Origin of the sequence: Microvirga flavescens, from assembly GCF_003290125.1 — a bacterium.
Taxonomy (GTDB): Bacteria; Pseudomonadota; Alphaproteobacteria; order Rhizobiales; family Beijerinckiaceae; genus Microvirga; species Microvirga flavescens.
The window spans coordinates 470,694-495,279 of sequence record NZ_QMKH01000002.1 but is presented as its reverse complement, the minus strand read 5'-3'; the positions used below and the strand labels follow the sequence as shown (position 1 = coordinate 495,279).

The 24,586-nt window shown below is 63.3% G+C and carries 24 protein-coding genes and 1 other RNA gene; 10 read left to right on the top strand and 15 right to left on the bottom strand.

Annotation, left to right across the window (positions count from 1 at the left end):
• Positions 1–10: 10 nt before the first annotated feature.
• From DQW91_RS07155 to deoA, 3 genes are read left to right on the top strand one after another with little or no spacing between them, the layout of a single operon-like run.
• Positions 11–826, top strand: a complete 816-nt coding sequence (locus tag DQW91_RS07155; protein ID WP_112662877.1) for a purine-nucleoside phosphorylase — start codon at positions 11–13, stop codon at positions 824–826.
• Positions 819–1,580, top strand: coding sequence for a deoxyribose-phosphate aldolase (gene deoC, locus DQW91_RS07150; RefSeq protein ID WP_112662876.1), 762 nt, complete (start codon positions 819–821; stop codon positions 1,578–1,580). Before DQW91_RS07155 ends, deoC begins: the two co-directional genes overlap by 8 nt.
• 1 nt (position 1,581) lies before the next feature.
• Positions 1,582–2,904, top strand: a complete 1,323-nt coding sequence (gene deoA, locus DQW91_RS07145) for a thymidine phosphorylase (protein ID WP_112662875.1) — start codon at positions 1,582–1,584, stop codon at positions 2,902–2,904.
• Between the two features lie 17 nt (positions 2,905–2,921).
• On the opposite strand, the gene DQW91_RS07140 is transcribed toward deoA, so the two are convergent.
• The 12 genes from DQW91_RS07140 to DQW91_RS07085 all read right to left on the bottom strand — a co-directional run bounded on the left by DQW91_RS07140 (position 2,922) and on the right by DQW91_RS07085 (position 17,260).
• The gene (locus DQW91_RS07140) at positions 2,922–3,785 is read right to left on the bottom strand and encodes a C40 family peptidase (protein ID WP_112662874.1); all 864 of its coding nucleotides are present in this window, start codon (positions 3,783–3,785) and stop codon (positions 2,922–2,924) included.
• A complete protein-coding gene (locus DQW91_RS07135) occupies positions 3,782–4,129 on the bottom strand; it encodes a MarR family transcriptional regulator (protein ID WP_112662873.1) in 348 nt (115 codons plus the stop codon). The genes DQW91_RS07140 and DQW91_RS07135 overlap by 4 nt, the downstream gene beginning before the upstream one ends.
• Positions 4,130–4,214: 85 nt before the next feature.
• Entirely contained in the window at positions 4,215–5,597 is a 1,383-nt protein-coding gene (locus DQW91_RS07130) for a leucyl aminopeptidase family protein (RefSeq protein ID WP_112662872.1), read from the bottom strand.
• 47 nt (positions 5,598–5,644) lie between these two features.
• Positions 5,645–6,274 carry a uracil phosphoribosyltransferase gene (upp, locus tag DQW91_RS07125; protein ID WP_112662871.1) on the bottom strand — a complete coding sequence of 210 codons (630 nt, stop codon included), beginning with the start codon at positions 6,272–6,274 and terminating at the stop codon, positions 5,645–5,647.
• Positions 6,275–6,499: 225 nt separating this feature from the next.
• Positions 6,500–7,735 (bottom strand): URC4/urg3 family protein, encoded by a 1,236-nt coding sequence (locus DQW91_RS07120; protein WP_112662961.1) that lies wholly within the window; start codon positions 7,733–7,735, stop codon positions 6,500–6,502.
• A gap of 170 nt (positions 7,736–7,905) precedes the next feature.
• Entirely contained in the window at positions 7,906–9,168 is a 1,263-nt protein-coding gene (locus tag DQW91_RS07115) for a GTP cyclohydrolase II (protein WP_112662870.1), read from the bottom strand.
• Positions 9,169–9,319: 151 nt separating this feature from the next.
• Positions 9,320–10,540 (bottom strand): phosphopentomutase, encoded by a 1,221-nt coding sequence (locus DQW91_RS07110; protein ID WP_112662869.1) that lies wholly within the window; start codon positions 10,538–10,540, stop codon positions 9,320–9,322.
• 184 nt (positions 10,541–10,724) lie between these two features.
• On the bottom strand, positions 10,725–12,353 hold the full coding sequence (locus DQW91_RS07105; protein ID WP_112662868.1) for an ABC transporter ATP-binding protein: 1,629 nt from the start codon (positions 12,351–12,353) through the stop codon (positions 10,725–10,727).
• On the bottom strand, positions 12,350–13,501 hold the full coding sequence (locus DQW91_RS07100; protein ID WP_112662867.1) for an ABC transporter permease: 1,152 nt from the start codon (positions 13,499–13,501) through the stop codon (positions 12,350–12,352). The genes DQW91_RS07105 and DQW91_RS07100 overlap by 4 nt, the downstream gene beginning before the upstream one ends.
• Before the next feature lies 1 nt (position 13,502).
• Positions 13,503–14,597, bottom strand: coding sequence for a microcin C ABC transporter permease YejB (locus DQW91_RS07095; protein ID WP_112662866.1), 1,095 nt, complete (start codon positions 14,595–14,597; stop codon positions 13,503–13,505).
• Positions 14,598–14,715: 118 nt separating this feature from the next.
• Positions 14,716–16,581 carry an extracellular solute-binding protein gene (locus tag DQW91_RS07090; RefSeq protein WP_112662865.1) on the bottom strand — a complete coding sequence of 622 codons (1,866 nt, stop codon included), beginning with the start codon at positions 16,579–16,581 and terminating at the stop codon, positions 14,716–14,718.
• Positions 16,582–16,723: 142 nt separating this feature from the next.
• On the bottom strand, positions 16,724–17,260 hold the full coding sequence (locus DQW91_RS07085; RefSeq protein ID WP_112662864.1) for a c-type cytochrome: 537 nt from the start codon (positions 17,258–17,260) through the stop codon (positions 16,724–16,726).
• A 285-nt stretch (positions 17,261–17,545) separates the two neighbouring features.
• On the opposite strand from DQW91_RS07085, the gene DQW91_RS07080 reads away from it, so the two are divergent.
• From DQW91_RS07080 to DQW91_RS07070, 3 genes are read left to right on the top strand one after another with little or no spacing between them, the layout of a single operon-like run.
• Positions 17,546–18,289: a 3-deoxy-manno-octulosonate cytidylyltransferase gene (locus DQW91_RS07080; RefSeq protein ID WP_112662863.1), complete on the top strand. Its 744-nt coding sequence runs from the start codon at positions 17,546–17,548 to the stop codon at positions 18,287–18,289.
• The gene (locus DQW91_RS07075) at positions 18,286–19,140 is read left to right on the top strand and encodes a prephenate dehydratase (RefSeq protein WP_112662862.1); all 855 of its coding nucleotides are present in this window, start codon (positions 18,286–18,288) and stop codon (positions 19,138–19,140) included. The genes DQW91_RS07080 and DQW91_RS07075 overlap by 4 nt, the downstream gene beginning before the upstream one ends.
• Positions 19,137–19,673 (top strand): GNAT family N-acetyltransferase, encoded by a 537-nt coding sequence (locus DQW91_RS07070; protein WP_112662861.1) that lies wholly within the window; start codon positions 19,137–19,139, stop codon positions 19,671–19,673. Before DQW91_RS07075 ends, DQW91_RS07070 begins: the two co-directional genes overlap by 4 nt.
• A gap of 7 nt (positions 19,674–19,680) precedes the next feature.
• Here the strand turns inward: DQW91_RS07070 and nudC are convergent, their stop codons facing one another.
• Positions 19,681–20,577: an NAD(+) diphosphatase gene (gene nudC / locus DQW91_RS07065; RefSeq protein ID WP_112662860.1), complete on the bottom strand. Its 897-nt coding sequence runs from the start codon at positions 20,575–20,577 to the stop codon at positions 19,681–19,683.
• Complete coding sequence (locus tag DQW91_RS07060; protein WP_112662960.1) at positions 20,578–20,988, bottom strand: HIT domain-containing protein; 411 nt, start codon at positions 20,986–20,988, stop codon at positions 20,578–20,580.
• Positions 20,989–21,195: 207 nt separating this feature from the next.
• Here DQW91_RS07060 and ffs point away from each other — a divergent pair.
• The 4 genes from ffs (at position 21,196) to recR (ending at position 24,092) form a co-directional block, all read left to right on the top strand.
• Positions 21,196–21,292: signal recognition particle sRNA small type (gene ffs / locus DQW91_RS07055), an RNA gene on the top strand.
• Positions 21,293–21,335: 43 nt separating this feature from the next.
• The gene (locus DQW91_RS07050; RefSeq protein ID WP_112662859.1) at positions 21,336–23,153 is read left to right on the top strand and encodes a DNA polymerase III subunit gamma/tau; all 1,818 of its coding nucleotides are present in this window, start codon (positions 21,336–21,338) and stop codon (positions 23,151–23,153) included.
• Positions 23,154–23,158: 5 nt separating this feature from the next.
• On the top strand, positions 23,159–23,479 hold the full coding sequence (locus DQW91_RS07045; RefSeq protein WP_112662858.1) for a YbaB/EbfC family nucleoid-associated protein: 321 nt from the start codon (positions 23,159–23,161) through the stop codon (positions 23,477–23,479).
• A gap of 7 nt (positions 23,480–23,486) precedes the next feature.
• Positions 23,487–24,092, top strand: a complete 606-nt coding sequence (gene recR / locus DQW91_RS07040; RefSeq protein ID WP_112662857.1) for a recombination mediator RecR — start codon at positions 23,487–23,489, stop codon at positions 24,090–24,092.
• Here recR and DQW91_RS07035 read toward each other — a convergent pair.
• Positions 24,060–24,518, bottom strand: coding sequence for a GNAT family acetyltransferase (locus DQW91_RS07035; protein ID WP_112662856.1), 459 nt, complete (start codon positions 24,516–24,518; stop codon positions 24,060–24,062). The genes recR and DQW91_RS07035 overlap by 33 nt on opposite strands.
• Positions 24,519–24,586: the final 68 nt, after the last annotated feature.

The window sequence follows — 24,586 nt, the reverse complement described above, 5'->3', positions numbered from 1 at the left end:
AGAGATTTCGATGGAACAGAATGTTCAGGAAACGGCCGCCTTCGTTCGCGCCCGCGGGTTCGATGGCCATTTCGACGCCGCGTTCGTGCTCGGCACCGGGCTCGGCACGCTCGTCGATGAACTCGAGGACGCAGTCAGCCTCGCTTATGCGGACATTCCGCATTTTCCGAAGAGCGGTGTGTCGGGCCATGCGGGCCGTCTTGTTGCTGGACGTCTCGAAGGGCGGCGCGTTCTCCTGTTTCAGGGCCGCGCGCATTATTATGAAACCGGCGATGCGGGTGCGATGCGCCTTCCCATTTCGCTCGTGAAGGAACTCGGCATTCCGGTTCTCGTTGCGACGAATGCGGCTGGCTCCGTGCGCGCGAACATTCGCCCCGGCAGCCTTGTGGCGATCAACGATCACCTCAATTTCTCCGGCGGCAATCCGCTTTTGCGCGATCATACGGAAGGGCGCTTCGTCTCGCTCACCGGCGCGTATGACGAAGGCCTGCGCCGCACATTGAAGAAGGCCGCAGAGCGCAGCAGCATCGATCTGCCGGAAGGTGTCTATGCCTGGCTCTCCGGGCCGAGCTTCGAGACGCCTGCCGAGATCAAGATGGTGCAAATTCTCGGCGGTGATCTCGTCGGCATGTCGACAGTTCCCGAGGTTATTCTCGGGCGTTACTTCGGCCTGCGCGTGATGGCAATTTCCCTCGTCACGAATCTCGCGGCGGGCATCGAGGGCGCTTCGCCCTCGCATCAGGAAACCAAGGACACGGCGGCGGAAGCTTCGGAAAAGTTCAAGCGCCTCATTCGCGCATTTGTCGTGGAGCTCTCTCATGGCTGATGTGGAAACCGCCCAGCGCGCGCTGCGCTGTCTCGATCTGACAGATCTCACGGACAACTGCACGGATCACGCCATCGACGTGCTGTGTCAGAAGGCGCGCGATCCGCGTGGCCCTGTTGCCGCCGTCTGCGTGTGGCCGCAATTCGTGACTCGCGCGCGGGATGTGCTGCGGGGTTCGCCCGTGCGTATCGCGACGGTGGTGAACTTTCCCGCCGGCGGCGAAGATGTCGAGCGGGTGATGGAAGACACGAAGGAGGCGCTGAGCGACGGCGCGAACGAGATCGATCTCGTTTTGCCCTACGAGGCCGTGCGGCGTGGTGATCTCGCGACTGCATCCGACATGGTGTCCGCCATCCGCGACATCGTTGATCAGGGACGTCTGCTCAAGGTCATTCTGGAAACGGGCAAGCTCGTCGATCCTGCGTTGATCGAAACCGCGAGCCACCTCTCCATTGAAGCCGGTGCCGATTTCATCAAGACCTCGACCGGAAAGACGCCTGTTTCCGCAACGCCGGAAGCGGCGGAGATCATGCTCAATGTTATCAAGGCATCGGGCCGTCCGGTCGGCCTCAAGCCGTCCGGCGGCATTCGTACGTCTGATGACGCCGCGCTTTATCTCGCGCTTGCCGACCGTATCATGGGCGCCGGTTGGGCGACCCCGAAGACATTCCGCATCGGCGCAAGTAGCGTTTACGACGCCTTGATCGCCACTATCGAGGGCCGCAAGGGCCCGACTTCCGCAGGCACTTACTGACATGACCATGCTTCCGCAGGAAATTATCCGTCACAAGCGTGACGGCGGCGTGCTCGCTGCCGAGCAGATTCAGGAATTCGTGCAAGGCATCACGACAGGCCGCGTCTCGGAAGGCCAAGCGGCTTCTTTCGCGATGGCGGTTTTCTTCCGTGGCCTTTCCGTGCCAGAGCGCGTGGCGCTCACGCAGGCGATGATGCGTTCGGGCGAAGTGCTCAAGTGGGATCTGCCAGGGCCGGTGCTCGACAAGCATTCGACCGGCGGCGTCGGCGACACGGTGAGCCTTGCGCTCGCGCCCGCAGTCGCGGCCTGCGGCGGCTATGTGCCGATGATTTCAGGGCGCGGCCTCGGGCATACGGGCGGTACGCTCGACAAGCTCGATTCCATTCCGGGCTACGTGTCGCAGCCGGATATCGAAACCTTCAGGCGCGTGACGCGCGAGATCGGCTGCGCCATCATCGGCCAGACGGCGGATCTCGCGCCCGCCGACAAGCGGCTTTACGCCATTCGTGACGTGACGGGCACGGTCGAATCCATCGACCTCATCACCGCGTCCATTCTCTCGAAGAAGCTCGCCGCTGGCTTGCAGGGGCTGGTGATGGACGTGAAATGCGGCTCTGGCGCCTTCATGGACAACCCCGCCGACGCGCGCGCTCTCGCTGAGAGTCTCGTTCTCGTCGCCAACGGCGCGGGCCTTCCGACAAGCGCGCTGCTGACCGACATGAACGAGCCGCTTGCGTCCGCCGCCGGCAATGCCGTGGAAGTCGCCTACACCGCCGATTATCTCACAGGCCGCCGCCGTGAGAAGCGCTTCCACGAAGTGACCGTGGAGCTGTGCGCGGAAATGCTCGTGCTCGGCAAACTCGCAAGCAACATCGACGATGCGCGCGCGAAGATCGAGAACGCGATTTCATCCGGCAAAGCCGCCGAGGTTTTCCAGCGCATGGTTGTCGCGCTTGGCGGGCCGGGCGATCTTCTGGAGAAGCCCTCCGCGCATCTCAAAGCCGCGCCGATTATCCGCGAGATTCACGCGCAGGAAGCAGGCATCGTGCAGCGCATCGCCACGCGCGATGTGGGCGTTGCCGTCGTAGCGCTTGGTGGTGGCAGAACGCGCCCGCAGGATCCGATCGATCACGCTGTGGGCCTGACGGATCTCGCTACCGTCGGCGAACGCGTCGATGGCCAGCGTCCGCTCGCCATCGTGCACGCGCAGACGGAAGCCGCTGCCGAAGCTGCGGCAGTGCAGGTGCGTCGTGCTTACGAGATCGGCGATGTGCCGGTTAAGGGCGCGCCTGCTATTCTGGAGCGTGTCGGCGCGAAAGGGTGAAGCGGAGTCTTCCCCGCTCACCCACCGAGGGACGGCAGGCGCTTGATCGACGTGATCAGCTTTCCTTCGCAGGAAAGAATGCGTTGATCGGCGACGCGCAGCGATTCCGAATAGACCGTCATGGTGAAGCCCGTCGCGTGAAGCAGGCGGGTTTCGTCCTGCATCATGCCGACATGACCTTTCCAGAACACGAGATCGCCGCGCTTCAGACCGCCGAGATCAGGGCGGATTTCAACGGGCGTTCCGAGCTGCTCCTCCTGCATGTCGCTGTCGCGCAGGGCGGCGATGCCGGCGGCTCGTAGTGCCGTTTGCGCCAGGCCCGAGCAATCGAGCCCGAGGCTCGACTTGCCGCCCCAGAGATAGGGAATGTGGAGAAAGCGTTCGGCGACGCTCACGAAGTCCGGCTCCTTCGCATCGAGCCCGACGATGTGCGGCGCGAAGACGAAACCGCCGGTCGCTAATTCCGCATAATCGCCCTCTTGTTTCACAACACTCACCAGCGCGTTGAGCGGCAGGTGACCGCTGAGAGGCAGCTTCAAGCTGGGGCCGGGATAGACGAATGTTCGGATTGCGCCGACGCGGTGGGTCGGCTCGATATCAGCCGCGCCAAGCACTGCGCTGGGAACATAACCCACATAGCTGTCGTTCTGGAGCTGAACCCATGCCCATCCGTCATGCTCGTCATAGACGCGCACCGTTTCACCGAAGATCGCCTGCGTGTCGATGGGCGCGTCGTGGGAGGGCTGTCGGTGGAGGGAAATGCAATGCGCCATGATGCGCTTGAGCGCTCCGCATGCAAAACGCTCTGCCTCGACCTTGCCGCGCAGGCTCTCGTCGGCGAGATCGGGCCGGAAGGGCGTGATGCGGCGATCGAAGGTCATAAGGGCAACTCCTTGGCGCGAGCAGTGATGATATCGCCTAAGCGCTCAACCGCCAACGCACCGGCGACGGTGCGCTGAATGATCACGTTGCGCTTATCGAGGGTGTCGCGCCGCCGCGTCACAAGGTCAAGCTTACCCATGCTGTCGAGGGCGCGGGTGATGACGGGCTTCGTGACGTTGAGCTTGGCGGCGAGGCCACGCACCGTGTGCGGGGGCGGTTCGAGATAGATGGTGAGCAGGATTGCGATCTGCCGCACCGACAAGTCGGCTCCCTCGTGCACGAGGTCGAGATTGACATCGTGCCAGAGCCGCAAGGATTGCAGAGCGCGCAATTCGACAGGCATGGCAGCACCATTCGTTTCGGTGCCGTATTATTCTGAGGTCGGCGCCCGGCGCAAGCCGGGCCTGCCACTATGCTTAAGGCCTGCTTCAGGAGCCGTAACGGTCCTTGAAGAGCTGGTACATCGCCCGCGCGGCCTGCACTTCCGCCCCTTCCGGGCGGCCGGGCTTGGCGGCATTGTTCCAGGCGAAGATGTCGAAATGCACGTAAGCCTTCGCCGCGCTCACGAAATGGCGCAGGAAAAGCGCCGCCGTGATCGAGCCGCCCATCGGACCGCCGGTGTTGTTGAGGTCGGCGATCTTCGAGTCGAGCTGGGCGAGATAGGAGGACCAGAGCGGCATGCGCCAGACCGGGTCGTTCGCGTTCTCGGCGGCCTTGCCGATCTCGCCCGCAAAGGCGTCGTCTTCCGTGAAGAACGCCGGAAGCTCGGGGCCGAGTGCGACGCGGGCGGCGCCCGTCAATGTCGCGAAATCGACGATCACGTCTGGCTGCTCTTCATCGGCAAGCGCAAGCGCGTCGGCCAGGATGAGGCGTCCTTCCGCGTCGGTGTTGCCGATCTCGACGGTGGTACCCTTGCGGCTCTTGAGAATGTCGCCGGGGCGGAACGCGTTGGCGGAAATCGAATTCTCGACGGCGGGGATCAGAACGCGCAGGCGTACCGCGAGGCCCGCACCCATGATCATGTCCGCGAGCGCAAGCGTCGCCGCCGCGCCGCCCATGTCCTTCTTCATCATCAGCATGGACGCTGCGGGCTTGATGTCGAGCCCGCCGGTGTCGAAGGCGACGCCCTTGCCGACGAGGGTGACGAGCGGATGCCCCGCCTTGCCCCAGGTGAAGTCGATGAGGCGCGGCGCAATCGCCGAGGCGCGGCCCACCGCATGGATCATCGGGAAGTTCTGCTTGAGGAGATCGTCACCGACGATGCTCTTGAACGACGCGCCGTGCTTCTCCGCGATCTTGCGCGCAGCCGCCTCGATGCCGTCGGGGCCGAGATCGGAAGTCGGCGTGCTGATGAGATCGCGGCTGGCAGCGACAGCCTCGGCAATGCGCGCCAATTCCTGCGCATCCACGCCCTCCGGCGGAACGAGGCGAACGGACTTCGCCGGGCGGGCGCGATAGCGGTTGAAGGAATAGCCGCCGAGAAGCCAGGCGAGGGTCGCCAGCGCCGGTGACGGGGGCGCACTCGCGAAGCGATAGACGCCATCCGGCAGAAGCGTCACCAGCTTGCCGGGCAGGAACGGATCGGGACGCTTGGTTTTCGCGCCGTCGAGGCCGAACAAGACGCCGGCGAGGTTTCCGTTCCCGTCCGGCACGAGGCAATGCGTGCCTGCCTTGCCGGTGAACCCTTGCGCCTTGGCGAAGGCCTGCGCCTGTTGGGGCAATGCCCCTCCCGCCTGCGGCCATGTCTCCTCGGTCACGAACCAGATGGGGAGGGCGGTTTCCGAGGAGGAGGCAAGCAGGGGATGGGGCATTTTTGAACTCGCGGAGTGAAGCGTTTGTCGTTTTGTGGCGATGCGGATCAGCGCGTGCCGTACATCCGGTCGCCCGCGTCGCCGAGGCCGGGCACGATGTAGCCGTGGTCGTTCAGCTTTTCATCGACGGAGGCCGTCCAGATATGCACGTCCGGATGCGCGCCGCGCAGCTTCTCGATACCCTCGGGGGCGGCGAGCAGGCAGACGAAACGCAGGTCCTTCGCGCCGCGCTCCTTCAGACGCTCGATAGCCGCGACCGCCGAGTTCGCTGTCGCCAGCATGGGGTCGAGCACCAGCACCATGCGGTCCGCGAGGTCGGACGGGGCCTTGAAGTAGTATTCCACGGCCTGCAAGGTCTCCGGGTCGCGGTAGAGGCCGATATGGGCCACGCGCGCAGCCGGGACGAGGGTGAGCATGCCGTCGAGAAAGCCGACGCCGGCGCGCAGGATGGGAGCCAGAACGAGCTTCTTGCCGGCGATCTGGGTGCCTGTCATCGTCGTGAGAGGCGTTTCAATCTCGACCGATTCCGTCGGCAGGTCACGCGTCACCTCATAGCAGAGCAGCATTCCGATCTCGTTGAGAAGCTGACGGAAGCCCTTGGTCGACCGCCTCTTGTCCCGCATCAGCGACAGTTTGTGCTTGACGAGCGGATGATCGACGACGGTGACGCCCTGCATGCTTTTTCCCTCAGAAATTGGTTGTGTCGGATCATGCCAGGCACGACCCGGAGGAGTGGTATCTGCTTTTCCGAAAAAGACCATGCGAAATCAAGCGATTGAAAGGCCCTTTCGGCTGTGAGGCACAGGATCTGTTTTCAGAGGCTGATCGGTCGGTCAGCCTCTCGTCCTTTTGGTTGCCGCATGATCCGGGCGAACAACCGGTTTTAACTTCTGATCATGCTTCTAGAACACCGTCCCGTCGCTGATGATGGTGAGCGGAGGCGAGCCGTCGGCGCGCTTTTCCCGGGCCAGCCTGCGCCCTGTCGCCCAGGTTCCGCCTTCGAGGATCTTGGCGAGCGGGAAGGCGGATTTGCTTAAACCCAGCTTCGTGCGGATGGGGTCGGCGATCCGGTCGAGCAGGGCGACGGTGAGGGCGCGCCATTCCACCACGAGGGTGGAGTCGACAGTGTGCGAGCGCTTCTCGTCCGCCGGGTCCTTCAGGGCGATGACGCCCGAATCGAGGAAGAGGCCGCCGTTGCGGTATTCCGGCAGGCCCGTCAATCCGTCGATGTCGATGACGGTGTAGCCCGCCCATTGCAGCGGCTCGATGAGCGAGTAGGACAGCCATTGCGACAGCTTGTGGAAGGGCACGAGGCCGTTGCTTGCATCGCCCGCTTCGCACAAAGGGTGCCGCCAGGTGTCGCCGAGATTGATGCCGCCGAGGGAAATGCGTCCCGGCCAGATCGCACCGAGGTGGGCGAGCAGCGTTTCGAGAATCGTCGTGGCCTTGATGGCTCCGTCCACCGCCGTCGCGGCAATGACGTCGAACAGGCCGCCTGGGCGCGGATCGTCATGGCGGCCGAATATGTCGGGATTGGTGGCGATGACGCGGCCAAGCCGGTTGAGAAGCGAAATGCGCCCGTCATGGCCGACGATGGGATTGTCGGGGCCGACCTGGAAGCCCTCCGCCAGTTCCTCGGGCGTCAGCGCGAGAAGCACGTCCTCATCGACGCGGAACGGGTCCTCCGGGTGGCTCGAGAAAGCACCGCCCGCGAACATGTTGAAGCTTGCGACGGCAAGCCCCTCGGAGCGGGTGAAGGTTTCACCCGTCCGCCCTTCCTCATAACGCCAGATGGAGCCTGCGCCGGCATCGAGAAGAACCGAGATGATCGCAAGGTCGAAAGCCGCGCGGGCCATCGCGGCGGCGTCGTCCCATTGCGCAGTTTCCATGACTGCGCCCCAGCGATCATAGCCGCCGGCGGTAATGTGTCTCCAGCGCGCATGGAAGGGGATGTCGAGCGCGGGGTAGGAGGAGCGGATGGTCTTCACCACTTCGTCCGCGCAGGCATCCAGTTTCTCGGGATGGATCGTGAAATGCCGCAGACGGCCATCGAGGCCATGCTGGAAAAGCTGCTCGGACCGCTCGTGGACGGCTGCCGCCGACAGCAACTTTCGCGCGGCCATCGCTTCTGAAGACATGGTCTGCTGGTCGCTCACGGAGGACTCCGGTGCTCTGTCAATGCTCTTGGTCGGAGAGGCTTACCATAACTTGCGTCCCATCAACCGGCCTCGCCTGCGACGTTTGATGAAACGGTTAAGAGCCGAAGCATTCTCTGCAAGCGATGGGCTTACGAGAATGCTTCGTTGCCCTAGAAGCGGTCGAGATCGCGGCCTTTCACCTTGTCGAGTGAGGAAGCATCCGGCGCGCCTTCGGGGGTGTAGTAGCCCGCGGCTTTCTTGGCCTCGATTTCAACCTGTGCATCCGGCGGAACAAGATCTTCCGGGATCGGCACGCGCTCCACCACTTCGATACCCGAGCCGGTGATGGCGTCGTACTTCATGTTCGACATGGACATGAGCCGGTCGATGCGGCGAATGCCGAGCCAGTGGAGCACGTCCGGCATCAATTGCTGGAAGCGTGCATCCTGAACGCCGGCGACGCATTCCGTGCGCTCGAAATAGGTGGCGGCGGAATCGCCGCCCTCCTGGCGCTTGCGTGCGTTGTAGACGAGGAACTTGGTGACCTCGCCCAGCGCACGGCCTTCCTTGCGGTTGTAAGCGATGACGCCGACACCACCGCCTTGCGCCTCGCGCACGCATTCCTCGATGCCGTGCACGAGATAGGGGCGGCAGGTGCAGATGTCCGAGCCGAACACGTCCGAGCCGTTGCATTCGTCATGCACGCGGCAGGCGATCCGCGTTTTCGGCTCGGCGAGCTTGGACACCTCGCCGATGACGTAGACGGTGATGTTGCCGATGGGCGGCAGAAACACGCTCATGTCCGGACGGGTGACGAGCTCCGGGAACATGCCGCCGGTCTGCTCGAACAGGGTGCGGCGGAGCTCGCCCTCCGAGCATCCGAAGCGGGCCGCGACACCGGGGAGATACCACACCGGATCGACCGCGATCTTGGTGACGGAGATGTCGCCGCTCTCGTGCAGCACGCCGCCATCCGCCTTCAGGCGCTTCGCGCCCATCGCGGAGAGGATCTCCGGCATGTTGAGGCGGGCCTTGGTGATGGCGATGGTGGGGCGGATGTCGATGCCGCCGGCGATCTCGTCCTTGTAGATCTGCCCGACCATATGGCCCCAAGGGTCGAGCGAGACGATCTTGCCCTCTTCCGACCATTGCGGATGCGGGCCGATCTCGGCCGTGGGGTGCGTGTTGTGGAGATCGGGCCGCGCCAGCGGGTTCATGGCGCGGGCGGAAATGGCGAGCGCGCGGTAGAGCGAATAGGAGCCGCCATGCGCGCCGATCACGTTGCGATCGTGAGGGTTCGTGACCGTCCCGACGACAGGACCTCGGTCCTTGGGATCTGCCGCGCCCCAGTGCACGGGAAAGCGAGTGGTCGCCGCGTTGGGTTCGGGGTGGGACGTGAGCCGGATATGGGTCGATCGATTGGCCGAGTTCATGAAAGATCTTCCACGCCTGACGCGAAGACTTTCCAGATGATCTCGAAAGCGACCGTTCGGAAAGCCTCCCGACGATCCAAGGGAGACTGATCCAAAGTTACGGCGCCGTCAATGGCGTCATGCGTGCTCGGAGAGCGCAACTCCGCCATATTTAAAGCCAGGCTTTGCCCTTGCCAGCGGCGCTGACCTTCAGATGGGCGAGCACCGTTGCGCCGATATCGGCAAAGCTCTCGCGCCGCCCGATCTCGCCCGTCTTGACCCCGGGTCCGAAGGCGAGGATCGGCGTGTGCTCGCGGGTGTGGTCCGTCCCCCTCCAGGAGGGGTCGTTGCCGTGGTCGGCGGTGATGATGACGAGGTCGCCCGCGCGTAAGGCGGCTTCGATTTCCGGAACACGCCTGTCGAATGCCTCCAAAGCCGCGGCATAACCGGGAATATCGCGGCGGTGGCCGAACTCGGTGTCGAAATCGACAAGGTTCGCGAAGACGAAACCGCCGTCGGGCAGGTTGCGCATGGCGTCGATGGCGGCGGAAAGGCAGGCGTCGTTGCCGTGCGGCTTGATCTCTTCACCCGTGCTGCGATGGGCGAAAATATCACCAATCTTGCCGACGGTGACGACGGAGCGCCCGGCTTTCACGAGCGTGTCGAGAATGGTGTCCGAGGGCGGAAAGACCGCAAAGTCCTTACGGTTGCCTGTGCGCTTGAAGCCTTCCTCTGCCGAGCCGACGAAGGGGCGGGCGATGACGCGGCCGATATTGTAAGGGTCGCAAAGCTCGCGCGCGATCTTGCAGAGGTCGTAGAGTTTTTGCAGGCCGAACGTTTCCTCATGCGCCGCGATCTGCAGAACGCTGTCGACGGAGGTGTAGCAGATGGGCTTGCCCGTCCGCATGTGTTCCGCACCGTATTCGTCGATGACGGCCGTGCCGGAGGCGTGCTTGTCCGCAAGGATGCCGGGAAGCTTCGCCTTCTCGATCAGCGCCTTCGTCAGTTCAGCCGGAAAAGAGGGAACCGTGTCGGGGAAATAACCCCAGTCGAAGGTGACGGGGACGCCCGTAATTTCCCAATGGCCGGAGGGCGTGTCCTTACCGTTGGATGTCTCAACGCCATAGCCCCACGCGCCTTTCAGGGGGGCCTGCGGCGCGAGGTTCGGCGGCAGGCGGCCGGTGGAAGCCTCGCAGGCAAGGCCAAGGCCGAGAGCCGTCATGTGCGGGAGGTTCAAGGGGCCTTGCCGCAGACCGGCGTGGTTGCCACGGCCTTCAGCGCAAGCTTCGGCGATGTGACCCATCGTGTCGGCGCCGGCATCGCCATAAACGGTGGCGTCTTCGGCGCCACCGATGCCGACGGAATCGAGCACGATCACAAGAGCGCGGGACATGCGTTTATCCTTTTAGAGCGTGATTCGGAAGCCGGAGGGCCGCCCCCATCTCGAAGTCGAAAATAGCGTTGAGGCGAGCGATACATCATATCCAGCCGGGATGCATCATATCGGCGATGGGGTGCTGCCCCCTAGGATTGTCGGGGTCGCGGGCGTGACGGGCTATTGGCATGGGTCGATCCGCCTAGTCACGAACGGTTTTCGCGCCTGTCGCTTCCAGGTTGAAGGCGGCGGCGAACAGGGCGCGGGTGTAATCGGTCTGGGGAGCGGTGAAGATCGTTTCCGCCGCACCTTCCTCGACCACTTTGCCGTTCTGCATGACGATCACATGGTTGGCGAGGGCGCGCACGACCTTGAGATCATGGCTGATGAACATGTAGGCGAGGTCGCGTCGCTTCTGGAGATCGCGAAGAAGATCGACGATCTGCGCCTGCACCGACATGTCGAGCGCGGAGGTCGGCTCATCGAGCATGATGAATTGCGGCTCGAGCACGATGGCGCGCGCAATGGCGATGCGCTGGCGCTGGCCGCCGGAGAATTCATGCGGATAGCGGTCCATCGTCGCCGGATCGAGGCCGACATCGGCAAGCGCGCGTGCGACGATCTCGCGCTGCGCGGTATAAGACAGATTCTTGTTCTGTACGAGCAATCCTTCGCCGACGATCTCGGCCACCGACATGCGCGGCGAGAGCGAGCCGTAAGGGTCCTGAAAAACGACCTGCATGTTTTTGCGGATCGGACGCAAGTCACGCGAGCCGAGACCATTGAGCGGCTTGCCGAGAAAGACGATGGGGCCTTGCGCGGAAACGAGCCGCATGATCGCGAGGCCAAGCGTGGTCTTGCCCGATCCCGACTCGCCGACGACGCCGACGGTCTCGCCCTTGCGCACGCGGATCGAAACGCCGTCGACCGCCTTCACATGCCCGACAGTGCGGCGGAAGAAGCCGCGCTTGATCGGAAACCACACCTTGATGGGCCCGGCCTCGACCACCGTCGGTGCATCGGCCGGAACAGGGTTCGCGCGGCCTTTCGGCTCCGCGGCGAGGAGCTTTTTGGTATAGGCATGTTGCGGATTGCCGAACACCTCCGCAACCGTTCCCTGTTCGACGATCTCGCCCTTCGACATCACGCAAACCCGGTCCGCGACTTTACGCACGATGCCGAGATCGTGAGTAATGAAGAGCATCGCCATGCCGAGCCGCTGCTTGAGGTCTGCCAGCAGCGCGAGGATCTGCGCCTGCACCGTCACGTCGAGCGCGGTCGTCGGTTCGTCCGCGATTAGAAGATCGGGCTCGTTCGCCAGCGCCATGGCGATCATCACGCGCTGGCGCTGGCCGCCGGAGAGCTGGTGTGGGTAGGCTGAGAGGCGGCTTTCCGCATCGCGCAGGCCGACGAGGTTCAAAAGCTCCAGCGTGCGCACGCGCGCCTGCCTGTCAGAGAGGCCGCGATGCAGCGTGAGGATCTCGCCGATCTGCCGCTCGATGGTGTGGAGCGGATTGAGCGAGGTCATCGGCTCCTGAAACACCATCGTGATGTCGTCGCCGCGCACGTCGCGCATCCCGTTCTCATCCTTGGCGAGAAGGTCCTCGCCATTGAACAGGATCTGTCCCGAAGGATGATGGGCGGACGGGTAGGGCAGCAGCTTCAGGATGGAGAGCGCGGAAACGGATTTCCCGGAGCCGGATTCTCCGACGAGCGCCACCGTCTCGCCGCGCATGACATCGAAGGAAATGCGGTTGACCGCAAGCGTGTCCCTTTCGCCTTGCCGGAAGGCGACGGAGAGGTCTTTGACGGAGAGAAGAGGCTCTATCATCGGAACGTCTTTCTCGGATCGAAAGCATCGCGCACCGCTTCGCCCGTGAAGATCAGGAGGCTCAGCATGAAGGCGATGACGAAGAAGCCGGTGAGACCAAGCCAGGGAGCTTGCAGGTTCGCCTTGCCCTGCGCCAGCAGCTCGCCGAGCGAGGGCGAGCCGGGCGGCAGGCCGAAGCCGAGAAAGTCGAGCGACGTCAGGGTCGAAATCGAGCCGTTGAGGATGAAGGGCAGGAAGGTCAGCGTCGCGACCATCGCATTCGGCAGGAGATGCTTGAACATGATGGCGGCGTTCGACAAACCAAGCGCGCGCGCGGCGCGCACATATTCGAAATTGCGCGCGCGCAGGAACTCGGCCCGCACCACGCCCACGAGGGCGACCCACGAGAAGAGCAGCAGAATGCCGAGCAGAACGAAGAAGCTTGGTGTGATGATGGCCGAAATGATGATGAGAAGATAAAGCGCGGGGATCGCGGTCCACACCTCGATGAAGCGCTGAAAGAGAAGATCGGTCCAGCCGCCGAAATAGCCCTGGATTGCTCCGGCGAAAATGCCGATCACGGACGAGACGACGGCGAGGATGAGGCCGAAGAGAACGGAAATGCGAAAGCCGTAGATGAGGCGCGCAACGACATCGCGTCCCTGATCGTCGGTGCCGAGCCAGTTCCATTCAAGGCCGCGGCAACCATCGACGCCGAGCCGCTCCGCCATCGGCTTGCACTGCGCTTCCGTGAGCATCCATGTGGGCGGGGAGGGCGCGGGAACAGGCAGGTCGAGATTGTGCGTGTTGTAGGAATAGCGGATCGGCGGCCAGATCATCCAGCCGTTCGCGGTGATCTCCTTTGCGATGACGGGGTCGCGATAATCGGTCTGCGCCAGAAACCCGCCAAACTTCTCTTCCGGGTAATCGACGAGAACCGGAAAGAGCCACTCGCCCTTGTAGGACGCCATGATCGGCCTGTCGTTGGCGATGAATTCGGCGAACAGAGTGACGATGAAGATGACGACGAACAGCCAGAACGACCAATAGCCGCGACGGTTCGCCTTGAAATTCTTCAAGCGTCGCCGGTTGAGCGGCGAAAGGTGTAACAAGCCCTCGCGCGGCAGGGGCGGTGCAAGGGATGGCGCGAGTGTGTCGTTCCCGTTCATCTCACGCCTCCCTCGTCTCGAAATCGATGCGCGGATCGATCCAGGTATAGGTGAGATCGGAGATGAGGTTCACCACGAGGCCGATCAGCGAGAAGATGTAGAGGTTCGCGAAAACGACCGGATAATCGCGGTTGACGATGGACTCGAAGGAGAGAAACCCAAGGCCATCGAGGGAAAAGATCGTCTCGATGAGAAGCGCGCCTGCGAAGAAAGAGTGAATGAACGCGCCGGGAAAGCCGGCGATGACGATCAACATCGCATTGCGGAAAACGTGGCCGTAGAGAACCTGTCTCTCCGACAGGCCCTTCATGCGCGCAGTCAGGACGTATTGCTTGCGGATCTCGTCGAGGAACGAGTTCTTGGTCAGAAGCGTCGAGGTCGCGAACGCACCGAGCGCCATCGCGACGATGGGCAGCGTGATGTGCCAGATGTAATCGAGCGCCTTGCCGCCGAGCGAAAGTTGCGACCAGTTCTCCGACGTCAGCCCGCGTAACGGGAAGATTTGCCAGAACGATCCGCCCGCAAAGAGCACGATGAGAAGGATCGCGAACAGGAAGCCTGGGATTGCGTAACCGATGATGACGATAGCCGAGGTCCAGACATCGAAAGGCGAGCCGTCATGTACGGCCTTGCGGATGCCGAGCGGGATCGAGATGGCGTAGGAGAGAATCGTCATCCAGAGCCCGAGGGTGATCGAAACCGGAAGCTTCTCCCGGATCAGTTCCAGCACGGAGGCATCGCGGAAATAGCTCTTGCCGAAGTCGAAGCGAGTATAATCCCAGAGCATTTTCGCAAACCGCTCCGGCGCCGGTTTGTCGAAGCCGAACTGAGCTTCGAGCTGCTTGATGAATTGCGGATCGAGCCCCTGCGCGCCGCGATAGGCCGATGCCTCCGCGCCGACATGCCCGCCGCCGGAGACATCCCCACTGCCGCCGGAAATGCGCGACGTGGCGCTCGCGCTTTGCCCCTGCAATTGAGCGATGATCCGCTCCACCGGGCCACCGGGGGCGAACTGCACGATGGTGAACGAAATCAGCATGATCCCGAACAGCGTCGGGATCATGAGCAGGATACGGCGCAGGATGTAGGCGAGCATCAAGTGTCCGTGGTGGCGCGGCCGAAGCGGCCGGGATGTGTGGCGCTGAAGGCGCTGGAATATTTCATGCCGTATTCGAGCATGCGGTCAAACCCGAAGTCGCTTTTGTCCGCCACGCTCAGCCCTTTCCGATCCGCTTGGCCTTTTCGGCATCGTACCACCAGGTGCCTGGCGCGCCAGATCCGAGGCGAGGATGCTTGTCTGGGCGGGCGAAGATATCCCAATAGGCGACCCAGTCGGCGTTCTTGAACCACATGGGAATCCAGTATTGGCCCGAGCGCAGCACGCGGTCGAGCGCGCGGCAAGCGATGTTGAGATCCTTGCGGTTGTCGATGCGGGCGATCCGCTCGATCAGCGCATCGACAGGCGGATCTGCAATGCCGGCGATGTTGCGCGATCCCGGCGCCTTACCCGCTTCGGAGCCGTAGATGACGCGCAACTCGTCCCCGGGCGTGAGTGCGCCGCTGAGCGCACGGCTTGCCATGTCAAAATCGTAACTGTCCATGCGCCGCTGGTATTGCGCCGCGTCCACGATGCGCGATTGCGCCTCGATGCCGAGCCTCTTGAGGTTGGCTTGAAAGGGTTGCGTGTGTGGCTGGAAGGCTGCCGAATTTTCAAGAAACTCGATGGTGAATGGCTGGCCATTCGGCAGCTTCAACACGTTGCCTTCGCGTTTGCAGCCAGCCTCGCGCAGCAATTCGTCGGCCCGGCGCAGCAACTTACGGTCCTGCCCCGAACCGTCTGAAGCAGGCGGCGTATATGGCTCTTTGAAAACAGACGGCGGGAGCTTGTCGCGGAACGGTTCGAGCAGCGCCAGTTCTTCCGGCGAGGGAAGACCCTTGGCCTGCATGTCGGTGTTCTCGAAATAAGACGTCAGCCGCTTGTAGAGGCCGAACATGATGTTGGCATTCGTCCATTCGAAATCGAAAGCGAGGCCGATGGCTTCGCGGATGCGCGGATCCTTGAACATTTCGCGGCGGGTGTTGAAGTACCAACCCTGGATCGACACCGGGCCGCCGTCCTCGAGAGTTTCCTTCTTCACGCGCCCTTCGCGGAGGGCGGGAAAATCATAGCCGGTCGCCCATATGCGGGATGTGTATTCCTCGTTGTAGTTCAGGGTGCCGTTCTTGAACGCCTCGAACGCCACCGTCCTGTCGCGGAAATATTCGTAGCGGATGCGGTCGAAATTATTCTGCCCCACATTCACGGGCAGATCCTTCGCCCAATAGTCCGGAACCCGTTCGATCTCGATGAAACGGCCCGGCTCGAAATGCCCCACTTTGTACGCGCCCGAACCCAGAATCGGATCGAGCGTGGCGGCTTCGAAATCGCGGCCCTGCCAGAATTTTTCGGAGAAGATCGGCATGCCCGCCACGACGAGGTGCAGGTCGCGGCTGCGCTTTTCGGAGAGCCGCACGCGCAGCACATCATCCGCCTCGGGCTCAACTGAGATCACCTCGCTCAGGATCGCCCGGTAGATGGGGTGGCCCTTCTCCTTCAGGATGTTGATGGAAAAGGCCGCATCGCGCGCGGTGAGCTTCGAGCCGTCATGGAAGCGCGCTTCCGGGCGCAGCAGGAAGCGGTAGGTGAGCTTGTCCTTCGAGACACGCACACCACGGGCCACAAGGCCGTAGACCGAATCGGGCTCGTCGCCTGATCCCGTCATCAGGCTGTCGAAGGTCGCCCCTATGCCGGCAGCGCCATCGCCTTTCAGCACGAAGATGTTGAGAGTGTTGAAGGTGTCGAAATTCTGGTTGCCTGAGCCCTGCTTGAGCTGAATCGCCAGCGTCCCGCCCTTGGGCGCGGCGGGGTTCACATAGGAAAAATGCTTGAAATCCTGCGGGTAGAGCAGTTCGCCGAAGCTGGAGAGGCCGTAAGTTTCAATCTCTTCACCCGCCTGGGCGAGGGCGTGGCGGGGCATGGCGCTCAAGGCCGTGGCGGCCGCGGTTCCAAGGACGACGTCTCTGCGGCTCGGCCGTTTCATGGATGTTTTTCTCCGGGCTTGCGGACGCTGCCGTGAGAGCGGGCATACGCGATTCACTCATGATGAACGTAAGGGATAGCCGCCAAAAAACAAAAGCCGGGCCACGGGGCCCGGCTTCAAAATGACGAGATGGCGAAATGCCTTACTGCGCCGGGAACGGAACCGGGCTGTCAGACAGGGTGCGCAGGTAAGCGAGGATGTCCGCGCGCTCCTGGGCCTGGGCCACTCCCGCGAAGGCCATGATGGTGCCGGAGACAAAGCCCTTCGGGCTCTGGATGAAGTGGTCGATATCCGCGTAGGTCCACTTTCCGCCCTTGGCCTTCATGGCGCCGGAATAGTTGAAGCCCTCATGCGAGGCGACCTGACGATCGACCAGGCCGTAGAGGTTGGGGCCGACCTTGTTCGCGCCACCCTTCTCGAAGGTGTGGCAGGCGGCGCACTTCTTGGCAGCGTTCTGCCCCTTGGCCGGATCAGCCTTGGCGAGCAAAACCGGCAGCGGCTCGGCGGGAGCCGGCTTGGCGGCCGCGGTCTCGGCGCCAGCCTCCGGAGCCGGGAGGTCGTAGCCCGGAATGGCAGGCTTCTTGGGGGCAAACAGGCCGCCAGCGATGACATTCACGCCAACCACGAAGAGAAGCGTGCCGAAAACGGCGCCCGCGATCTTATTGGCCTCGATATTCATGGAATGGGCTCTCCTCGCCTTTCAGTCACGGCGGAACCAGCGCAAGGTTGGACATGCGCGGGCGACACCCGCGCGGGACAGTGGCGTTGCTTAGCCACAGAGAGGGGCGTTTGACAATGGGGTTTTGTCTGTCTCTTGGTCGCAGCTTGGCTTTTGTCTCGTGAAAATGCGGGAACTGAGGGCTGCCGGGGTTGGGAGGGGAGGGCAGATCTTGCAGCAGCAAGCCATGACAAAGCCGCCCAGCCTTGGTAAGGACGCCGCACGTTCCTTAACCATCGTCCAGACATGTCGAACCCCCTCGTCCTGATCCCCGCGCGCCTTTCGGCGACGCGCCTGCCGAACAAGCCTTTGGCCGATATCGAAGGCGAGCCGATGATCGTCCATGTCTGGCGCAGGGCCACCGAGGCGGGTGTCGGCCCCGTGGTCGTGGCAACCGATACCCCGGAAATCGCCGCCGCCGTCGAGGCTGTGGGCGGGGTCGCCGTCATGACGAAGGCCGACCACGCCTCGGGCTCCGACCGTATTCACGAGGCTGTGGAAAAGATCGACCCGCAAGGGCGGCACGATATCGTCGTGAACGTCCAGGGCGACCTGCCGACCATCGACCCCAGGGTGATCGCCGCGTCCGTCCCACCTCTGGCGAACCCTGACGTCGCGATCACGACCCTCGTCGCCTTGATTACGCGAGACGAGGAAAAGACCGAGCCCAGCGTCGTCAAGATGGTCGGCAGCGAGATCGCCCCCGGACACTTCCGCGCTCTCTACTTTACGCGTGCGACAGCTCCTTACGGGGAGGGGCCGTTGTACCATCACATCGGGCTCTATGCGTACCGCCGCAAGGCGTTGCAACGCTTCGTCAGCCTGCCGCCGTCTCCGCTGGAGCTGCGCGAAAAGCTCGAGCAATTGCGGGCGCTCGAGGCAGGCATGCGGATCGACGCCATTCTGGTCGACGATGTTCCGCTCGGCGTCGACACTTCTCACGATCTGGAGCGCGCGCGCGCAATCATCGCGGCTCGGAGGAAGCCATGAAGAAAGTCATTTCATTCCAGGGCGAGCCGGGAGCCAACTCCCATACCGCCTGCGAGCAGACCTATCCGGAGTGGGAGGTTCTTCCCTGCCCGACTTTCGAGGACGCCTTCGCCGCCGTGAATGACGGGCAGGCGGGCCTGGCCATGATCCCGATCGAAAACTCGATCGCGGGCCGCGTGGCTGATATCCACCACCTCCTGCCGACGTCGGGGCTGCACATCATCGGTGAGCATTTCCTGCCGATCCACTTCCAGCTCATGGCCATTCCGGGAGCTGATCTCGGCACCATCAAGAGTGTGCACAGCCACGTTCATGCCCTCGGCCAGTGCCGCAAGATCATCCGCAAGCTCGGCCTCAAGGCCTATGTGGCCGGCGACACGGCAGGCTCCGCACGCGAGGTTTCGGAATGGAAGGACCCAACGCGGGCCTCTCTTGCCCCGCGCATGGCAGCCTCGATCTATGGCCTGAAGATTTTGGCTGAGGATGTGGAGGACGAGGCGCACAACACCACGCGTTTCGTCATCCTCTCCAAGACGCCGCAATGGGCGCCTGCGGACAAGGGACCGACCGTCACCAGTTTCGTCTTTCGCGTGCGCAACATTCCGGCGGCGCTCTACAAGGCGCTCGGCGGCTTCGCGACGAACGGCGTCAATATGACGAAGCTCGAAAGCTACATGGTCGAGGGCGATTTCACGGCGACCCAGTTCTACGCGGAAGTGGAAGGCCATCCGGAGGACGCCAATCTCAAGCGCGCTCTGGAGGAACTTGAATTCTTCTCCCGCGAGTTGCGCATCCTCGGCGTCTATCCGGCCGCGCCCTTCCGGGAGACGGTCAAGGACGCAGCTGAGTGACAATCGTCGTTCGCGAGGCTTTGGAGGCGGATGTCGAGGGCATCGCCCGCGTGCATGTCCAAGGCTGGCGGGAATCCTACAAGGATTTTCTCTCGGCGGAATCGCTTGCGGGCCTGTCGGTTGAAGAGCGTGCGCGGATGTGGCGCTCAACCTTCGCGCAGCCCGATCCGCGAGCGAGGCTTCTAGTTGCCGAGACGGCAGAGGATGGGATCGTCGGTTTCGCACGCGGCGGGCCGGTGCGGTCGAAAGGAGCGGTCCCGCTGGACACCGATGCCGAGATCTACGCCATCTATCTTCTCGACAAGGTGAAGCGGCAGGGCATTGGCCGCCGTCTTATGACGGGTGTTCTGGATCATCTGTCGCAGCAGGAATTCCTGGCTGCGGGCTTGTGGGCTCTGAAAGAGAATTTGTCTGCCCGCCGCTTCTATGAAGCGCTCGGCGGCATAGCCGGCCCTGAGCAGCCCCTTGAACTACGCGGGCAGACCGTGATCGAGGTGGCCTATCGGTTCGCGCTCGCGTCGAACGCCGCCTGATGCTTCCTCACATCGCGACCCATGTCCTCAGGAGGTGGTTGGCGATGGCGATGGGGGAGGGGGCGGCGAAATCCGGGTGCGTTCCGTCCAGCATGAGGCGCGCCGTTTCCTTGGAGAACCAGCGCGCGTCCTGAAGTTCGTTTTCGTCGATGACAATTTCGTCCGACAACGCTTCGCCGATGCAGCCGATCATCAGGGATGAGGGGAAAGGCCAGGGCTGCGAGGCGACATAGCGCACCGCGCCGACGCGAACGCCCGCTTCTTCGAACGTCTCGCGCCGCACGGCGTCCTCGATGGTCTCTCCCGGCTCAAGGAATCCCGCGAGGCAGGAATACATTTTCTCGGCGAAGCGGGACTGCCGTCCGAGGAGGCACTTGTCGCCGTGCTCGATCAGCATGATGACCACCGGGTCCGTGCGCGGAAAATGCTGCGTGCCGCAAGAAGCGCAATCGCGCCGGAAACCACCTTGCGCGGAATGCGTCGCCGCGCCGCAATTGGCGCAGAAGCGATGCCGGGAGTGCCAATCGAGCACGGATTTCGCCGTCGCGAGAAGGCCCAGCTCCTCCTGCCGCACGAGGCCTTGAACGGCGATGCTGCGCAGGTCCGCGACGACGAAGGCGGGATCGTCACGGAAAAGCTCGGCGGCTTCGGGTGAGGCGAGGGTAGCGACGGTCGGCTGGCCGGCGAACGTGCCGAGAAACACTTGCTCCTTGTGTTCCGGCAGGCGCTCCAGCACCGAGGCCGGGAGGAGGCCCGAACCGGGTGTGCCGGCCAGCAGGACCGGAAGGTCGCCCGCGATAACCACCATCGCCGTCTTTGGATCAGCGGCAAAGCGCGAAAGCGCCTCCGGATCGCCCTCGGCGGTGTGGCGGACGAGGTGGTTTGTCGCGTAGCCGATGGACATTCAGGCCGCCTTGAACAGAGCGGCGGCGCGCTCGATCAGTGCCGTCGCCGCGTGGTCGGGGTAGGGGGTGCGGGAGCCGTGGCCCCAGACGGGACCCGGCCAGGCCGGATCGGACCGGAAGCGCCCGATGACGTGCACATGAAGCTGGGTCACGATGTTGCCGAGCGCCCCTACATTCACCTTGTCGGGCTTCGCCAGCTCCAGCATCACGCCGGTCGCGATGCGGATCTCCCGTGCCAATTGGGCATAATCCTCTTCCGACAGGTCCGTGATCTCGCTGACATTGGGAAGGCGAGGCACCAGCACGAACCAGGGAAACCGGGCGTCGTTCAGGAGCAGGACCGAGGAGAGGGACAGATCGCCGATGGGAATGGTGTCCGCTTCAAGGCGGGAATCGAGCTGGAAGGTCATGGAAGCCTTGTACTCCAGCTTGCCGAGCGGTGTCAGCCGTTCCGAGTGCGTCATCCCGGACGCCCTTGAGGCGATCCGGGATCGTAAACCGGATAAAGCGCCATTCTTGCCCGGCGATCCCGGGTTCCGCGGGCGCGGCCCCGGGATGACGCTCAAGGCCCCGCCACCCTGCTTGCGTTCCTCTCCCGAAAACCTCATATAGGCCTCGGGAGGTTGGCGAGGGACGTCTCACTCGCCAACCGGGTCAGATCCGGAAGGAAGCAGCCCTAACGAGACCGAACGGGTCTTCGTCCAGCCTCCCACCCTGCGCTTCTAGGCGCTAACGATCATTCCAAAGCCTTTAGCCGATGGACGAAACCACAGCCGGCACGCCCCTGAATGACGAGCCGGCCCTGCCGGGGTTCCCGGCTGCGCCGACGGCTGAAGCCTCGGCTTCGCCCTATCGCGTTCTTGCCCGCAAATACCGCCCGAGCACCTTCGAGGATCTGGTCGGGCAGGAAGCGATGGTGCGCACCCTCTCCAACGCCTTCGAGACCGGCCGCATTCCGCAGGCCTGGATGCTCACCGGCGTTCGCGGCGTCGGCAAGACGACGACGGCGCGCATTCTGGCGCGCGGCCTCAATTATCAGAAGGCCGACGGTTCCGGCGCCCCCACGATCCATATGCCCGAACTCGGGGTGCATTGCGCCTCCATCATGGAATCGCGCCATGTGGACGTGCTGGAAATGGACGCCGCGTCCCACACCGGCATCGACGACGTGCGTCAGATCATCGACGGCATCCGCTATTCGCCCGTCTCCGCGCGCTACAAGGTCTACATCATCGACGAGGTTCACATGCTTTCGGAGAAGGCGTTCAACGCCTTCCTGAAGACGCTTGAGGAACCGCCGCCGCACGCGAAGTTCATTTTCGCGACCACCGAAATCCGGAAAGTCCCGGTCACGATCCTCTCCCGCTGCCAGCGTTTCGATCTGCGGCGCATCGAGGCGGACAAGCTCGTGGCGCATCTCTCCCGCATCTGCGACGCGGAAGGCGTGCAGGCCGAAGCGGAGGCGCTCGCCGCCATCGCCCGCGCGGCGGAAGGCTCCGCGCGCGATTCGCTGTCGCTGCTCGATCAGGCCATCGCGCACGGCGCGGGCATCGTGAAGGCCGATACTGTGCGCGACATGCTCGGCCTTGCCGACCGCACGCTCGTCATCGACCTGTTCGAGGCGGTGATGCGCGGCGATATTCCGGCGGCCTTCGCGGGGCTTCGCGCGCAATACGATGCAGGCGCCGACCCCGGCATGATCCTCTCCGATCTTGCCGCCTTCACGCACACGGTCACGCGCCTCAAGCTCATTCCGGAGGCGGCGAAGGATCCGGCGCTTTCCGAGGCCGAGCGCACGCGCGGCCTTGAATTCGCGGCGAAGCTTTCCGTGCGCGTTCTCTCGCGCACCTGGCAAATTCTGCTCAAGGGTTTGCCCGAAGTGCAGAGCTCAAACCGTCCCGTGGCGACCGCCGAGATGGTGCTCGTGCGCCTTGCCTATGCCGCCGACCTGCCGACGCCGGATGAGGCTTTGCGCGCGTTGAAGGACGGTACACCGTTGCCATCAGGCGGCACGCCTTCGCCTGCGCCGACGCGGCCTTCCGGTGGTGGCGGCCCCATTGTTTCCGGCAATGTCGCGCTCGCAACATCGCAAGCCATGCCGCAACCCCGACCCGAGCCGCCGCAGGGCGCGCCCGTCATGCGCCTTCGCCGCTTCGAGGACGTTGTCGCGCTCATGGGCGAGAAGCGCGAGATCGTGCTGAAAGCCGCGCTCGAGCGGGATGTGCGCCTCGTGCGGTTCGAGGAAGGACGCATCGAGTTCAACCTCGCCGATGGCGCAAGCCGCGCCATCGCCAACGATCTCTCGCGGGCCTTGCAGCAATGGACCGGGCAGCGCTGGGTTGTCGCGTTGTCCTCGCAGGATGGCGAGGCGACGCTGAAAGAAAAGGCAGATGCGGCGGAGAAGGAGCGCAAGGACGGCGCGGCCTCTCACCCGCTCGTGCAGGCGGTGCTCGCCAAGTTTCCCGGCGCGCAGATCGTGAACGTGGTCGAGCGCGCCGACAAAGCCGGCGATGAAGCCTCGGACGATGCCGAGATCGACGCGGCGGGCGAAACCGATACCGACGAACTGGAGTAGAATTCATGCGCGACATCATGGGATTGATGAAGCAAGCCCAGGCCATGCAGCAGAAACTTCAGGATGCGCAGGCCGAATTGGAGAACGTCGAAGTCGAAGGCACTGCCGGCGGCGGCGCCGTCGTCGTGAAGGTGACCGCCAAGGGAACCTTGCGTGCGATCAACATCGACCCGTCGCTGATGAATGCGGACGAAAAGGAGATCCTGGAAGATCTCATCGTTGCCGCCATGAGCGACGCCAAGGGCAAGGCAGACCGCGCCACGGAAGAGCGTATGGCCGCGCTCACCAAGGGCCTGCCCCTGCCGCCGGGCCTGAAGCTGTTCTGAGATCTCGATGGCTCAATCCGTCGCCGGTCCTGAAATCGAACGTCTGATCCAGCTTCTGGCGCGGCTGCCGGGGCTTGGACCGCGTTCGGCGCGACGCGCGGCACTTCATCTCATCAAGAAACGCGAGACGCTGCTCAATCCGTTGAGCGATGCCATGCGCGTCGCCAATGAGCGTATCGTCGTGTGCGCATCCTGCGGCAATGTCGATACGTCTGATCCGTGCACGATCTGCGCCGACCACCGCCGCGATCTCGCGATCCTCGTGGTGGTGGAGGACGTGTCTGATCTGTGGGCGCTGGAGCGCTCCGGTGCGATCAGCGCGCGCTATCATGTGCTCGGCGGCGTTCTCTCGCCGCTCGATGGCGTGCGTCCGGAGCATTTGAATCTCGAAACCCTCGTCGCGCGTGCTTCCGAACCCGGCGTCACCGAAGTCATCCTGGCGCTGAACGCCACCGTCGACGGCCAGACGACCGTGCATTACGTGACGGACCTCTTGAGCCATCTGCCGGTGAAGGTCACGAAGCTCGCGCATGGCGTGCCTGTCGGCGGCGAGCTCGACTACCTCGATGAAGGCACGCTCTCAGCCGCGATCAAGCAACGAACGACGTTCTAACTCCTGACTATTCTCGTCGAGCCAACGCGACAGCACGACCACGTCGCTCGGCTTGTAACCAAGCGATTGGTAGAATTCCCTCACCGCGAGATTATCGTTGCGCACCATCAGCTGGATCTTGCTGACGCCCTTGTCGCTGGCCCAGGTTTCACAGGCCTCCATCATCTTCCGGCCAAGCCCCTGTCCCTGCAAAGAAGGGGTGATGCCGAGATAATAGACCCAGGCACGATGCCCATCCGATCCAATCATGGCTGTCGCCACAAGCTGCCCGTTCTTGCGTCCGGCAAGAACGGTTGCGATTGGGGATTTGAGGGCAAGATCGATGTCGGCATAGGGGTCGTTCCAGGGACGCGTCAGGTTGACTGTTCGCCATAACGCGACCGCGGCATCGGTTTCATGTTCTTGCAAAGCGCTGATCTCGATCATCACGGGCCCTCTTCTTCGCCGATATGCCTAGCTTCTCTCAGGTGACAGGTTCAAGCCACCTTGCTAAT

Excerpts from the sequence above, each read along its gene's own strand:
- DQW91_RS07155 (WP_112662877.1), top strand. The coding sequence starts at position 11 with ATGGAACAGAATGTTCAGGAAACGGCCGCCTTCGTTCGCGCCCGCGGG.
- deoC (WP_112662876.1), top strand. The coding sequence starts at position 819 with ATGGCTGATGTGGAAACCGCCCAGCGCGCGCTGCGCTGTCTCGATCTG.
- deoA (WP_112662875.1), top strand. The coding sequence starts at position 1,582 with ATGACCATGCTTCCGCAGGAAATTATCCGTCACAAGCGTGACGGCGGC.
- DQW91_RS07140 (WP_112662874.1), bottom strand. The coding sequence starts at position 3,785 with ATGACCTTCGATCGCCGCATCACGCCCTTCCGGCCCGATCTCGCCGAC.
- DQW91_RS07135 (WP_112662873.1), bottom strand. The coding sequence starts at position 4,129 with ATGCCTGTCGAATTGCGCGCTCTGCAATCCTTGCGGCTCTGGCACGAT.
- DQW91_RS07130 (WP_112662872.1), bottom strand. The coding sequence starts at position 5,597 with ATGCCCCATCCCCTGCTTGCCTCCTCCTCGGAAACCGCCCTCCCCATC.
- upp (WP_112662871.1), bottom strand. The coding sequence starts at position 6,274 with ATGCAGGGCGTCACCGTCGTCGATCATCCGCTCGTCAAGCACAAACTG.
- DQW91_RS07120 (WP_112662961.1), bottom strand. The coding sequence starts at position 7,735 with ATGTCTTCAGAAGCGATGGCCGCGCGAAAGTTGCTGTCGGCGGCAGCC.
- DQW91_RS07115 (WP_112662870.1), bottom strand. The coding sequence starts at position 9,168 with ATGAACTCGGCCAATCGATCGACCCATATCCGGCTCACGTCCCACCCC.
- DQW91_RS07110 (WP_112662869.1), bottom strand. The coding sequence starts at position 10,540 with ATGTCCCGCGCTCTTGTGATCGTGCTCGATTCCGTCGGCATCGGTGGC.
- DQW91_RS07105 (WP_112662868.1), bottom strand. The coding sequence starts at position 12,353 with ATGATAGAGCCTCTTCTCTCCGTCAAAGACCTCTCCGTCGCCTTCCGG.
- DQW91_RS07100 (WP_112662867.1), bottom strand. The coding sequence starts at position 13,501 with ATGAACGGGAACGACACACTCGCGCCATCCCTTGCACCGCCCCTGCCG.
- DQW91_RS07095 (WP_112662866.1), bottom strand. The coding sequence starts at position 14,597 with ATGCTCGCCTACATCCTGCGCCGTATCCTGCTCATGATCCCGACGCTG.
- DQW91_RS07090 (WP_112662865.1), bottom strand. The coding sequence starts at position 16,581 with ATGAAACGGCCGAGCCGCAGAGACGTCGTCCTTGGAACCGCGGCCGCC.
- DQW91_RS07085 (WP_112662864.1), bottom strand. The coding sequence starts at position 17,260 with ATGAATATCGAGGCCAATAAGATCGCGGGCGCCGTTTTCGGCACGCTT.
- DQW91_RS07080 (WP_112662863.1), top strand. The coding sequence starts at position 17,546 with ATGTCGAACCCCCTCGTCCTGATCCCCGCGCGCCTTTCGGCGACGCGC.
- DQW91_RS07075 (WP_112662862.1), top strand. The coding sequence starts at position 18,286 with ATGAAGAAAGTCATTTCATTCCAGGGCGAGCCGGGAGCCAACTCCCAT.
- nudC (WP_112662860.1), bottom strand. The coding sequence starts at position 20,577 with ATGTCCATCGGCTACGCGACAAACCACCTCGTCCGCCACACCGCCGAG.
- DQW91_RS07060 (WP_112662960.1), bottom strand. The coding sequence starts at position 20,988 with ATGACCTTCCAGCTCGATTCCCGCCTTGAAGCGGACACCATTCCCATC.
- DQW91_RS07050 (WP_112662859.1), top strand. The coding sequence starts at position 21,336 with ATGGACGAAACCACAGCCGGCACGCCCCTGAATGACGAGCCGGCCCTG.
- DQW91_RS07045 (WP_112662858.1), top strand. The coding sequence starts at position 23,159 with ATGCGCGACATCATGGGATTGATGAAGCAAGCCCAGGCCATGCAGCAG.
- recR (WP_112662857.1), top strand. The coding sequence starts at position 23,487 with ATGGCTCAATCCGTCGCCGGTCCTGAAATCGAACGTCTGATCCAGCTT.
- DQW91_RS07035 (WP_112662856.1), bottom strand. The coding sequence starts at position 24,518 with ATGATCGAGATCAGCGCTTTGCAAGAACATGAAACCGATGCCGCGGTC.